General features: G+C 43.1%; 13 protein-coding genes. 12 read left to right on the forward strand and 1 reads right to left on the reverse strand.

The window, feature by feature from the left end; all coding sequences use genetic code 11:
• Positions 1-41: 41 nt before the first annotated feature.
• The 12 genes from AC3EBE_RS18335 (at position 42) to AC3EBE_RS18390 (ending at position 11,702) form a co-directional block, all read left to right on the forward strand.
• Positions 42-197 carry a lmo0937 family membrane protein gene (locus tag AC3EBE_RS18335; protein WP_488596477.1) on the forward strand — a complete coding sequence of 52 codons (156 nt, stop codon included), beginning with the start codon at positions 42-44 and terminating at the stop codon, positions 195-197.
• A 189-nt stretch (positions 198-386) separates the two neighbouring features.
• Positions 387-1,016 carry an NUDIX hydrolase gene (locus tag AC3EBE_RS18340; RefSeq protein WP_488596478.1) on the forward strand — a complete coding sequence of 210 codons (630 nt, stop codon included), beginning with the start codon at positions 387-389 and terminating at the stop codon, positions 1,014-1,016.
• Positions 1,017-1,340: 324 nt separating this feature from the next.
• A complete protein-coding gene (locus tag AC3EBE_RS18345) occupies positions 1,341-2,165 on the forward strand; it encodes a M55 family metallopeptidase (protein ID WP_488596479.1) in 825 nt (274 codons plus the stop codon).
• Between the two features lie 48 nt (positions 2,166-2,213).
• Positions 2,214-3,146 carry an ABC transporter permease gene (locus AC3EBE_RS18350; protein WP_488596480.1) on the forward strand — a complete coding sequence of 311 codons (933 nt, stop codon included), beginning with the start codon at positions 2,214-2,216 and terminating at the stop codon, positions 3,144-3,146.
• Positions 3,146-4,099, forward strand: a complete 954-nt coding sequence (locus tag AC3EBE_RS18355) for an ABC transporter permease (RefSeq protein ID WP_488596481.1) — start codon at positions 3,146-3,148, stop codon at positions 4,097-4,099. Before AC3EBE_RS18350 ends, AC3EBE_RS18355 begins: the two co-directional genes overlap by 1 nt.
• A 5-nt stretch (positions 4,100-4,104) precedes the next feature.
• On the forward strand, positions 4,105-5,100 hold the full coding sequence (locus tag AC3EBE_RS18360) for an ABC transporter ATP-binding protein (RefSeq protein WP_488596482.1): 996 nt from the start codon (positions 4,105-4,107) through the stop codon (positions 5,098-5,100).
• 67 nt (positions 5,101-5,167) lie between these two features.
• Positions 5,168-6,796 (forward strand): ABC transporter substrate-binding protein, encoded by a 1,629-nt coding sequence (locus AC3EBE_RS18365; protein WP_488596483.1) that lies wholly within the window; start codon positions 5,168-5,170, stop codon positions 6,794-6,796.
• A 124-nt stretch (positions 6,797-6,920) separates the two neighbouring features.
• Positions 6,921-7,841 (forward strand): S66 peptidase family protein, encoded by a 921-nt coding sequence (locus AC3EBE_RS18370; RefSeq protein ID WP_488596484.1) that lies wholly within the window; start codon positions 6,921-6,923, stop codon positions 7,839-7,841.
• A gap of 15 nt (positions 7,842-7,856) precedes the next feature.
• Positions 7,857-8,963, forward strand: coding sequence for a dipeptide epimerase (locus tag AC3EBE_RS18375; RefSeq protein WP_488596485.1), 1,107 nt, complete (start codon positions 7,857-7,859; stop codon positions 8,961-8,963).
• The gene (locus AC3EBE_RS18380; protein ID WP_488596486.1) at positions 8,950-9,882 is read left to right on the forward strand and encodes a C40 family peptidase; all 933 of its coding nucleotides are present in this window, start codon (positions 8,950-8,952) and stop codon (positions 9,880-9,882) included. Before AC3EBE_RS18375 ends, AC3EBE_RS18380 begins: the two co-directional genes overlap by 14 nt.
• Positions 9,883-10,893: an ABC transporter ATP-binding protein gene (locus AC3EBE_RS18385; RefSeq protein ID WP_488596487.1), complete on the forward strand. Its 1,011-nt coding sequence runs from the start codon at positions 9,883-9,885 to the stop codon at positions 10,891-10,893. It begins immediately after the preceding gene.
• Between the two features lie 77 nt (positions 10,894-10,970).
• Positions 10,971-11,702: a serine hydrolase gene (locus tag AC3EBE_RS18390; protein WP_488596488.1), complete on the forward strand. Its 732-nt coding sequence runs from the start codon at positions 10,971-10,973 to the stop codon at positions 11,700-11,702.
• 183 nt (positions 11,703-11,885) lie between these two features.
• Here the strand turns inward: AC3EBE_RS18390 and AC3EBE_RS18395 are convergent, their stop codons facing one another.
• Positions 11,886-13,112, reverse strand: coding sequence for an MFS transporter (locus AC3EBE_RS18395; RefSeq protein ID WP_488596489.1), 1,227 nt, complete (start codon positions 13,110-13,112; stop codon positions 11,886-11,888).
• Between the last annotated feature and the right edge of the window lie 131 nt (positions 13,113-13,243).

Below are 13,243 nucleotides of genomic sequence, written 5' to 3' on the forward strand. Positions count from 1 at the left end.
TAAGCTATAAATATCGAAAATATTGAAAGGAGATGATTGACATGCTATGGACAATTGCAAGTATTTTGCTGGTTCTATGGGTGTTAGGATTGGTTTTCAAAATTGCCGGTGGGGTTATCCATATCCTTCTCATAATCGGTTTGATTTTAATAGCTTATAATGTAATCAAGGGAAGAGCCAAAGGGTCGAGATACTAAGCATAATGGGCAGTGGCAGACCGCCGCTGTCTTTTCATTTGTATTGCCTTTAGCTCAGCAGCATGGGTAATAGGGGAAATCCCGTGTACATTTCCTTGGCAGAAAATAAAATGCCATTTTCTTTCTTTTCAACTCTGATTCATAATAGAATATTAAATACAAACAGGTACGGGGAGTGGGAGTCCAATAATGCAAATCAAACAAATATCTGACATTTTATTAGGGCGAACTGCCTCTATTCTAGGTCATGATCATTTCATGAAATTCGCTGTCTTGCTGCCGCTTGTTGAGGTAAATAATGAGGTTCATATTCTCTTTGAAGTACGATCCTTGACTTTAAGGCGGCAGCCTGGGGAAATCTGTTTCCCAGGAGGAAAAATCGAACCGGAGGAAGATCCTCAAACTGCTGCAGTAAGAGAAACCGCAGAAGAACTTGGTTTAAAGGTGAATGACATAAAGGATGTTTTTCCTCTCGATTACATGGTTTCAGCCTTTGGAACTATCATATATCCATTCGCAGGAACTATCGCCGATTCAGAACAGATTTCCCCTAATGCTGCTGAAGTAGGGGATATATTTACAGTCCCTCTCTCTTTTTTCAAAAAGAACCAGCCAGAACGGTATAAGATCAATTACCAGGTCGAGCCGGAGGACGGATTCCCGTTCGATTTGATTATCGGAGGGGAAAATTATAACTGGCAGACACGCACTCTTGATGAACATTTTTACAATTATAACGGGAAGGTTATATGGGGACTGACGGCAAAAGTTCTGAACCATTTCATCGGTCTTTTGGATGTCCATAACCTGAACAAGTAAAGGGCGCATTTTTTGCGCTCTTTTTTTGTCCAAATTGAGACGCGTTTTGCACTATTACCGTTATCCTGAAAAACTGTTCTTAACCGCGTTGCAGGAGCCCTCAGACATTTAGAGACACGAAATTCGAAACAAGTAAGTAAAAACTTTGGTTTATCAAAACTCAAAAACATTATTAAATGAATAATATTTTTATAGAACCTACTGTGGGGGACAATTCTACTATTTCTGTGCATGGCATCAAATAAATGGTAGAAAAGGTTGCGGATGGTAGATTTATTATTTATAATTTTAAGATAATTATCTAACAGAAAGTTGGGCAGAAATATGAAATTATACATATCAGTAGATATGGAAGGAATCACGGGCTTGGTAGACCATACCCACGTTGATTCTTCCAAACACAATTATGAACGCAGCCGTAAAATCATGACACAGGAAGCAAACCATGTCATTAGCTCTGCTTTTAAAAACGGATGTGAGGAAGTGGTTGTTAATGACAGCCATTCCAAGATGAACAATCTTCTAATCGAAGACTTACACCCTGACACACAGCTGATTACAGGGGATGTAAAACCTTTCTCAATGGTCCAGGGACTTGACGGAAGTTTTGCAGGTGCCGCCTTCGTCGGATATCATGCACGTGCCTCAATGAAGGGCGTAATGTCCCATTCCATGATTTTCGGAGTAAGGCACATGTATATCAATGGTGTACAAATAGGGGAATTGGGTTTCAATGCTTATGTTGCCGGCTACTACGGAGTACCAGTCATCATGGTAGCAGGAGATGACGGAGCAGCAAGGGAAGCAGAGGCATTGATCCCGAATGTAACCACGGCCATCGTCAAGGAATCAATCTCCCGGTCTGCAGCTAAATCGTTGACCCCTGTCAAAGCTGGAGAACTCCTTGCTGAAAAAACCGCGCTCGCCTTAAAAAATGCCGAAAAAGTGAAACCGCTTACTCCTCCTGATCATCCAGTTCTTCGCATCGAGTTTGCGAACTACGGACAGGCAGAATGGGCTAATTTAATGCCAGGTACCGAAATAGAAGAGGGAACCACAATCGTCCGCTACCAGGCCAAGGACATCCTTGAAGCATATCAGGCTATGCTTGTCATGACCGAGCTGGCAATGAGAACATCTTTCTGCTAAATACATAATAAACCTTGGCAGCATACCGATTGATAAGGAAGTGAGTAAATGATCCGGTATATTATGAAACGGCTTGGGTCGATGGCCATTACGCTTCTGGTTATCATCACTCTGACGTTTTTCCTGATGCACTCTATCCCTGGTTCTCCTTTTAACGAGGAGAGAGCTACCAGTGAAGCTGTGCAAAAAAACCTTGAATCGTATTACCACCTGGATGAGCCCCTGTATGTGCAGTATTTTTTATACTTAAAATCTGTTGCGGCATTTGACTTTGGCCCCTCCATAAAGAAATCTTCACAGACGGTAAATGAAATGCTGGGAAGAGGCTTCCCGGTATCATTCGAGCTTGGTATGGTCACTTTGATTGTAGCCATTTTTTCCGGAATCTTATTGGGAATCATTGCGGCACTAAGACATAACGGATTCATTGATTATATAGCGATGTCAATTGCTGTAATCGGAATATCTGTCCCAAACTTTGTAATGGCCACTTTGCTGATCCAGCAGCTTGCCGTGAACCTGGGAATACTTCCTGTTGCCACCTGGGCAAGCCCAAAGCATATGATTCTCCCAACGCTTGCATTGGCTACAGGCCCAATGGCAATCATTGCCCGCTTAACAAGGGCAAGCATGCTTGAAGTTTTAACCCAGGATTACATTAGAACAGCAAAAGCAAAAGGATTATCTCCAGTAAAGATCGTTTTCAAGCACGCTTTAAAAAACGCCTTGCTTCCCGTTGTCACAATTCTGGGTTCCCTTGCAGCAAGCATCCTGACAGGAACGTTTGTCATTGAAAAAATCTTCGCTATTCCTGGCATGGGGAAATATTTCGTAGAAAGCATCAATCAGCGTGATTACCCAGTTATCATGGGCACAACCATTTTTTACAGTACGGTGCTGATCATGATGCTGTTCCTCGTCGATCTCGCATATGGACTACTCGACCCAAGAATCAAACTCCATAAGAAGGAGGGGAAATAATGGCATTGCGCAAATATCAAGAAACAAACTCAACTTCAAATGTACCAGACGAGTGGTTTGTGCCTAAACAAGTCAGTGCTGACGAATCGGAAGCTGTTGTCAGGCCGAGCCTGTCATATTGGCAGGATGCATGGCGGCGGCTGTTAAAAAACAAACTCGCCTTGCTTGGACTATTCTTCTTGAGCTGCCTGGCCATCATGGCGATATTCGGGCCGATTATATCTTCGCATACAATGGACCATCAGGATTTAATGAACCAAAACCAGCCCCCATCTCGTGAACACTGGTTTGGAACTGACGAACTGGGCCGCGATGTATTCACAAGAACCTGGTACGGAGCGCGTATTTCTTTGTTTGTCGGAATTGCTGCTGCACTGATTGATTTTTTAATTGGTGTGGTTTACGGCGGGATTGCGGGATACAAAGGCGGCAGGACAGACCATTACATGATGCGAGTCATCGAAGTGCTTTATGGTCTGCCGTACTTGCTGGTTGTTATTTTAATCAGTGTTGTGATGGGGCCAAGTCTTGCCACAATCATTTTTGCCCTGACAATAACAGGCTGGATAGGCATGGCCAGGATTGTCAGGGGACAGGTGCTGCAAATCAAGAACTACGAATTTGTTTTAGCATCTAAAACCTTTGGCACAAAAACAGACCGGATTATCAGGAAAAATCTCCTGCCAAACACAATGGGACCAATAATCGTGCAAATGACACTTTCAGTACCATCCGCGATTTTCGCCGAAGCTTTTCTCAGCTTCCTGGGACTAGGCATCCAGGCACCGATGGCAAGCTGGGGTTCGATGGCCAGCGATGCATTGCCTGTCATTCTATCCGGGGACTGGTGGCGCTTATTCTTCCCGGCGTTCTTTATATCAATGACAATGTTCTCATTCAACGTTTTAGGGGACGGGCTTCAGGATGCACTTGATCCGAAGCTAAGGAGGTAAACATCATGGAAAAAGTACTTGAAGTAAGAGACCTTCATGTTTCATTCAAGACATATGGCGGAGAAGTAAAAGCTGTCCGGGGTGTCACTTTTGACTTACATAAAGGAGAAACACTTGCCATCGTAGGGGAATCCGGCTGCGGAAAAAGCGTGACTTCACAGAGCATCATGCGTTTGATACCAGAGCCGCCCGGGAAGTTCGATGGAGGTTCGATCCTTTATAAAGGCAAGGATTTAACAAAGCTGAAGGATGCTGAAATGCGAAAAATCAGAGGATCTGATATTTCAATGATCTTCCAGGACCCTATGACAGCACTGAATCCAACGCTGACTGTCGGGGACCAGCTGACAGAGGGGATCATGCAGCACAAGAAGGTCTCAAAGACTGAAGCAAAAAAGACGGCTATTGAAATGCTTGACCTTGTCGGCATCCCAAGTCCGCACATCCGCCTTAAACAATATCCACACCAATTCAGCGGAGGCATGAGGCAAAGGATTGTCATTGCCATGGCATTGGTTTGCGAACCGGAAGTGTTAATTGCAGATGAACCAACCACTGCATTGGATGTAACGATTCAGGCCCAAATTCTTGAATTGTTCAGAGATATCCAACAGAAAACAGGTGTCTCGATTATCCTCATCACTCATGACCTTGGTGTTGTTGCCCAGGTAGCAGACAGAATTGCCGTCATGTATGCAGGGAAAATCGTTGAAACTGGCACAAGACGGGAAATTTTTTATAACCCGCAGCATCCTTATACAAAGGGATTGCTGAATTCGGTGCCAAGGCTGGATGTGGAAGGTGCTGAATTAATCCCGATAGGCGGTACTCCGCCGGATTTATTTTCTCCGCCAGTGGGCTGTCCTTTTACAGCAAGATGCCCGTATGCCATGGAGGTTTGTGACAGGGTTTACCCATCAAAGACTCAGCTTTCGAGCAGTCACGGAGTCGATTGCTGGCTTCAGGATGAGAGAGCGAAGAGTTTGATTGCAAGCAGGTAATCCGTTCAATCAGGCGCCAGCCTTTTTGATATAAAATTTTTACATATTCGACAAAGGGGGAAAAGGAATGAAGAAAATTTTATCATTGCTGATGGCTGCCATGCTCGTTTTCACGCTAGCTGCCTGTACTGCAAATGAAAACGCAGGCAACGAAACAGATGGGAAAGACAAGGGGGAAGACAAGGGCGGGGGAAAAGTCCTTTATCTGAACAACGGGCAGGAACCTACTTCCTTTGATCCGCCAATCGGATTTGATTCAGCGTCCTGGAGCGCTTTGAACAACCTGATGGAAGGCCTTACACGCCTTAACGAAGAGCATCAGCCAGAAGCGGCAACTGCTGAAAAATGGGATGTATCAGAAGATGGAAAGACTTATACTTTCCATATCCGTGAGGATGCAAAATGGTCTAATGGCGACGATGTTACTGCCGGCGATTTCGTATTCGCCTGGAAGCGCCTTCTGGACCCGGCAACAGGTTCAGCTGCTGCATTCCTTGGATATTTCATTGAAGGCGGAGAAGAATTCAACAGCGGCGATGGATCTGCTGACAACGTGAAAGTTAAAGCCGTAGATGATAAGACGTTCGAAGTAACTCTGACAAGCCCGCAGGCATATTTCTTAAGCGTAATTGCGAATCCCGCATTCTTCCCGATTAACGAGAAGGTAGCAAAAGAAAATCCTGAATGGTTTGCAGAAGCAGAATCATTTGTAGGAAACGGTCCTTTCAATCTTGCAAGCTGGGAGCACGACACCAAGTTTGTAATGGAAAAGAACGATAAGTATTGGGATGCAAAAAATGTAAAGCTTGATAAAGTTGAATGGGCAATCGTTGATGATACAAACACTGAATACCAAATGTACAAAGCTGGAGACCTGGATGTATCCGATGTTCCTGCAGAACTTGCTGACAAGCTGTTCAAAGAAGGGGATGTCAAGGTCGAGGACCAGGCTGGAGATTATTTCTACCGATTTAACGTTACAATGGAACCTTTCCAGAATGTGAATATCCGTAAGGCATTCGCCCTTGCAGTTGATCAGCAGAAAATTGTTGATTTCGTAACGAAAAACCAGGAAAAGGCTGCCTATGGATTTGTTTCTCCTGGATTCCAGGACCCATCAGGCAAGGATTTCCGTGAAGCGAACGGCGACCTGAATAAGACTGATATTGAACAAGCAAAAGAATTATTGAAAAAAGGTATGGAAGAAGAAGGATACACGAAGCTTCCAGATATCACTTTGACTTATAGTACAAGTGATGTTCACAAGAAGATTGCCGAAGCTCTTCAGCAGATGTTCAAGGAGAACCTTGGCGTTGAAGTAAAGCTTGCCAATATGGAATGGAATGTTTTCGCCGAAGAGCAAAAGGCTTTAAAACATCAGCTATCACGCAGCTCATTCCTTGCTGACTATGCAGATCCGATCAACTTCCTTGAGAATTTCCAGACAGGCCACTCCATGAACCGTACAGGCTGGGGAAATCCTAAGTATGATGAACTGATCAAGAAAGCTAAGAATGAAGCAGATGAATCAAAACGCTTTGAGTTAATGTACGAGGCAGAAAAAATCCTGTTTGAAGAAGCTCCAATTTTCACAGTTCACTTCTATAATCAGGTATACCTTCAGAACGAAGCAGTCACAGGTGTAGTTCGCCACCCTGTTGGCTACCTTGAACTAAAGTGGGCAGACAAGAAATAAAAACTGCTGTACTTTTAATCTATAAGAAAGAGGTGTCCATAATGGATTACCTCTTTTTTACTAGTACATACACTGCAGAAATATACATATTGATAACATAGCAGTAACAAGGAGTGGATTCTAAATGTTCATTAAACCTGAACGGCTGAAAAAAGGGGATACTGTAGGTGTCATTGCCCCGGCAAGTCCCCCAAATAAGGAGAATCTTGCCCGAGGGTTGGAGTTTCTTAAAGAATTAGACATTGATTATAAGCTTGGAGAATCTTTATATAAGGAATTTGGTTACCTGGCAGGAAACGATGAAGAAAGACTGGCAGATTTACATGCAATGTTCCTGGATGACAATATTAAAGCGATCATTTGTGCAGGCGGGGGCTATGGAACGGCTCGAATTGCTGCCAGGCTGGATTTCGACCTCATAAGAAACAACCCTAAGATTTTTTGGGGTTACAGCGATATTACCTTTTTGCATACAGCCATCAGGCAAAAAACAGGGCTGGTCACCTTCCATGGTCCAATGATTGCATCCGATCTCGGTAAAGTGGACGCAAACGAAATCTCCAGGAATCAATTCAAGCAGCTTTTCGAACCAAATGAATTGAATTACCAAGTTGAGCTTGAACAGCTCCATGAAATGGTTCCCGGCAGCGCAGAAGGGATATTGGCTGGCGGCAATCTGTCCCTCCTCTCGAGTACAATGGGGACTGAATTTGAAATAGATACAAAAGGAAAAATCCTATTAATAGAAGATATCAATGAAGAGCCCCGGGCGGTTGACCGGATGCTGAATCAGCTTTATATGGCAGGCAAGCTTCAGGAAGCCTCGGGTATTTTGGTTGGTGATTTTAATAATTGTGTGCCAGAAAGAGAATTGTCTTTAACACTCGATGAGGTGATTGACCATTATATCCATTTAGCTGGAAGGCCGACATTGAAAGGTTTCAAGATGGGGCATTGCTCTCCGCATATTGCTGTGCCTTTTGGCGTACAGGCTAAAATGGATACTCATACTAAAACTCTTGTTGTTGAGAGCGGTATTAAGTAAAGGAGTCAACAGAAAATGATCATAGAAAAAGTGGAAACCTTCCGGACAGCCGTACCGTTAAAAAAACCATTTAAAACAGCGCTTCGCACTGTGACAGTTGCCGAGGCAATCATTGTAAAAGTTTCCTGCGACAACGGAATCACTGGATGGGGAGAAGCACCCCCAACACATGTTATTACTGGTGACAGCATTGCCAGTATTGATTCAGCCATCAAGGATGTAATAAAACCATTCCTCCTCAAAAAGAACCTGTTAAACTATGAAGCTATCTTCCAGGGTCTTAAAACAGTGATGGTTGCCAATTCAAGTGCTAAGGCAGCAGTTGATATGGCGTTATATGACTGCATATCCCAAAATTGCGGATTGCCGCTTTACCAGTTCCTGGGCGGTTACAAAAATGAAATTGAGACAGATTTTACTGTCAGCGTAAACAGTCCCGAGGAAATGGGTGAAGATGCCACAGCATATGTGTCGGAAGGGTTCAATGTATTAAAGGTTAAGGTGGGAATAGGTGAAATCGCTACAGATATCGCGAGGATCAAAGAAATTCGCCGCAGGATTGGCAATGCCGCCAAAATCCGGCTTGATGCTAACCAGGGCTGGAAACCAAAGGATGCAATCAGAGCCATTCGTAAAATGGAGGATTCAGGCCTGGATATCGAACTGGTTGAACAGCCAGTAAAAGCTGAGGATATTGAGGGCCTCAAGCAGGTGACAGATTCTGTCGACACATTGATTATGGCAGATGAAAGTGTTTTTTCGCCAAAACAGGCCTTTGAAGTCATTAAGACGAGAAGCGCTGACCTTATCAACATTAAGTTAATGAAAACGGGAGGCATCTATCAAGCGCAGATTATCAATCAGATGGCTGAGGCAGCAGGAATGGAATGCATGGTCGGCAGCATGATTGAAACGAAGCTGGGCATCACTGCTGCTGCCCATTTTGCTGCCAGTAAGAAAAACATTACCCGATATGATTTTGACGCTCCGCTAATGCTTGCCAGAGAAGCAATCTCCGGAGGCATTCATTATGCTGGCAGAACAATCACTCTGACGGAGCAGCCTGGTCTTGGGATCTCTGATGTAATGATTGAAGGGGGAATCGTTAATGGAAAGCAATAACTTATGGCTCGTGAATGTACCAGTAGCAACATTATGGACATCGTTTGACTCACCTAGACCGATTGATGAGGATGCAATTACAGGTACTGGCAACATCCAATCCTGGCTGGATAAGATGAGCTATGAACCGAGACTGGAGCTATGCGATAATAACTTGGTCCAATCGCAGCTTTTATATGGCCAGGAGGTATTGGTCATCGACGAAAAAGATGGCTGGGCCAAAATAGTTGTACCTGACCAGCCTTCGGGCAAGGATGAACGCGGGTATCCTGGCTGGGTCCCTAAAGCGCAATTGATTCAGCAATCCGACTGGTATATCAAACAGGGACCAGTGGCTGTCGTGACAGCTAAACAGGCTGAACTGTTCTCAGAAAAGGAAGGTCGACCTCTGCTATTAAGCTATCAGACTATGCTTCCGGCAATCGAACAATCAGGTACCTCCATACGAGTTAAAACTCCTGTTGGCATCGGTTCACTGAAGGCCGAGGATGTTGAGCTATACCCTTCAGAAAAACTTATCACGAAAGGCAACGGTTCTCAGATTGTCAAAGCTGGAGAACAATTCCTTGGACTTCCTTATCTTTGGGGAGGAATGAGCAGCTTCGGATATGACTGTTCCGGATTCAGTTATTCAATGTGCCGTGCGAATGGATATATCATTCCAAGGGATGCACACGAACAAGCTGCGGCCGGTGAAGACGTGCCTTTATCAGAAATCCAGCCTGGTGATCTGCTGTTTTTTGCATATGAAGAGGGCAAAGGAACAATTCACCATGTAGGGATTTACTATGGTGATGGAAAACTTCTCCACTCGCCCAATACTGGCAAAACCATCGAAATTCTCCCGCTTGAAGGGACTATATACGAAAAAGAACTCTGTGCAGCAAGACGCTACTGGATGGATACGGAGGAAAAATAAATGGAAAGACAAGTGCTGTTAAGCGTAAAAAACCTGAAGAAGCATTTTCATTTGGGCAAGCATGAAATCCTAAAAGCGGTTGATGGAATTTCCTTCGATATTTACAAAGGGGAAACATTTGGATTGGTTGGCGAATCCGGCTGTGGAAAATCGACTGCAGGGCGCACAATGATCGGCTTATATGACCGGACAGAGGGGGAAGTGATTTTTCACGGTAAAAACGTTCATACACTTTCTGAAAAGGAACGATTCCTTTTTCACAGACAGATGCAAATGATTTTCCAGGATCCATATGCATCTTTAAACCCTCGTTCAACTGTAAAAGAAATTATATCCGAGCCTATGGAAGTACATGGCCTGTATCCTGATAAAAAAGAACGTCTTCAGCGTATTTATCAGCTCCTTGAGGACGTCGGGCTTAACAAGGATCACGCTAATCGATATCCGCATGAGTTCAGCGGCGGCCAGCGACAAAGGATTGGCATTGCCAGAGCGCTTGCATTGGATCCGGATTTCATTATAGCTGATGAACCAATCTCTGCACTCGATGTATCTGTCCAGGCCCAGGTTGTGAATTTGCTTAAGCGATTGCAAATCGAAAAAGGGCTGACCTACTTGTTCATTGCCCATGACCTTTCCATGGTCAAGCAAATCAGTGACAGGATTGGCGTGATGTATCTTGGCCATATTGTCGAGCTGACCGCAAGCAGCCAGCTATACAAAAAACCGCTTCATCCTTATACACAGGCGTTGCTTTCAGCTATTCCAATTCCAGATCCGGATATTGAAGACAAGCGAGAACGCATTATCCTTAAAGGGGAGCTTCCAAGCCCGATGGATCCTCCAAGCGGCTGTGTTTTCCGGACACGCTGTCCACACGCAATGGAGATATGTGCACAGAAAAAGCCACAATGGCAGGAAATTGACTCAGACCACTTTGTTGCATGCCATTTATATGATGAAAACCTTCCTGACAGCAACAAACAGGAAATGATGATCAATCTAAGGTAAGGACGATTATGATGGACTTTGACAGTTTAAAAGAATCGCTGTATAAAGAACTCGCCGGGTGCAGGGGCCGGGCGAGTTTGTTTTTAGAATTAGAAGGTTCCACCTTTGAATTGAACAGTCATAAAAGATACCAAGCTGCCAGCCTGATTAAGCTTCCTATATTATTCGAAGCGCTGAGGCAAATTGATGAGAAGGTCATTTGCCCTGAGCACAAAATAAGTATTGCTGAAAGTAATAAAATTGGCGATACCGGTATTTTACAGGCACTAAAATATACTGAAGCTTTATCATTAATGGATTTATTGACATTAATGATCATTGTCTCAGATAATTCAGCAACAAATATCTTGATTGATAAAATTGGTATGGAAGCTATAAATAAAACCATGCTTAATATAGGAATGAAAAATTCAGTGCTGCAGCGAAAAATGCTTGATTTTCACTCGATGAAAGCAGGTAGAGACAATTACTCTACAGCTGCGGATATAGTTTGCTGTCTTAAAAAGGCTGCAACAGGAGATTATTTAAGTCAGAATAGCAGGGAAGTTTTTGTTTCAGTACTCCGGCAGCAGCAATTCAGGGAAAAACTCCCTGCTTACATTGACTCCTGTCAAGCAGCAGTCGGAAACAAGACTGGAGAATTGCCTGGTGTGGAGCATGATTGCGCAATCATTCACTTTGCAAATAAAAAAGCATTTGTTGCGGTTTTAATTGATCAGCTCCCTGATGCAGAATCAGGAAAATCGACAATCAGAAAAGCAGGAAAGCTCTTAAACTCCTTTATTAGCGGGCTTTCGACAAGAAGCTAAAAAATTCGCTAATAATCGCTAACAAATGCATATCATCTGCTAGCAAAAGACTATCAGTATAATTTATACTATTTTGGTAGGTGGATTTACTTATTTTTATTTGTGAACATTTTATTGGCGAGTTCACAACTTATAGACGGATAAAGCAAAACAAGCCCGAGGATTGGATCCTCGGGCTTATTTTTAACCAGCTTTCTCCCTTAATTTAAGTTTTTCCGTTTGCATGCTGTATTTGAAAGACCAAAGTAAAAACATGAAGCCTGCAAAGATATACATTATACCTCCAAATAGACCAAGGTTTCTCGGGTCGAACCATTCTAGTACTGCACCTGACAAAAACATTGATATTCCAATCATCGTATTAGAAATAGTCGCCGTCAGCCCGAAATATAGACCATGCCATTTTGCCGGAATTGTCTCCATAGCAACAGTATCAAGGAGTGCATTTCCAACTCCGCTAAAAATCGCTGTCATCCCAAAGAATAACGCGGCAAGGACAAAAAATGGTGTTTGGCTCACCGCAGTCAGGAACAGGCCCTCACCAATAATACATAGGAATGAAAACAGCAGAAATTTACTCTTAATCATTTTTATGAATATCGGACTGATAACCAATCCTGCACCAAGTACACTATAAAAAATCCCCACTCCCAGGTCTGCTTTTGCAAAAGTTTCTACCGCATATACACTTAAAAGAACATTTTCTATCCCATTGATAAGCGGGATGACACTTTCGAATAGAAGCAGCATCATCAAAAAGGATGTGGACGCCAGGATAGGGAACAGCTTTTTATAATTGACCGATTTGATCCCCGATAATTCTGCAGTACTTTGCCTAGGTTCTAAACGAGGAAGCTTCGATAGAATCCAGCCTGCTCCCACAAAAGAAAGGATATTAATGAAAAATGCAGCTTTTGCACCTAACAAATAGGATACAACACCTCCACTAAAAGCTCCTATAACCAGGACAAAACCTGTTAACACTTGCTCCCATGCATTAATTTCTTTTAAGGATTTAGCAGAAACCATTGCAGGAATGCTTGATTTCCTGATGGGTGAATATACTGCTTCACCCGAGGCTAATAAAAATGACGATACGTAGACAATCCACATATCATTAGATTCATTAATTACCAGAAAAGAAAGTGCTATTAATGCACGAGATAGATCGGTGAAAATCAAGACTTTTTTACGTTCGAATTTTGCAGCTATTTTGCTGCTTAATGGACTGAATAATAAAAAGGGAATCATCCTTAAAGCCATAGTAATCCCCACAGACAATCCAGAGCCAGTCATTTGCAGGATTAAAGTGAGTAATGCCACCTGGCTGAAACGATCCCCAATCCCATTGATGATACCTGCAAAAAAAAGCTTCCGATAATACTTTTCGAACTTCAATGTATGAAACATATAAACCTCCGAGTTAGATATTCACCTAATTAGATTTTAATCTAATTTGATTTTATTCGAAATAAACAAAAAAAGGAATGGTTTTTCCAATTTTTTTATCTTTCAGGCTTAACTGCGATCGCCCCAGAAAG

It is taken from the genome of Mesobacillus sp., assembly GCF_057785455.1.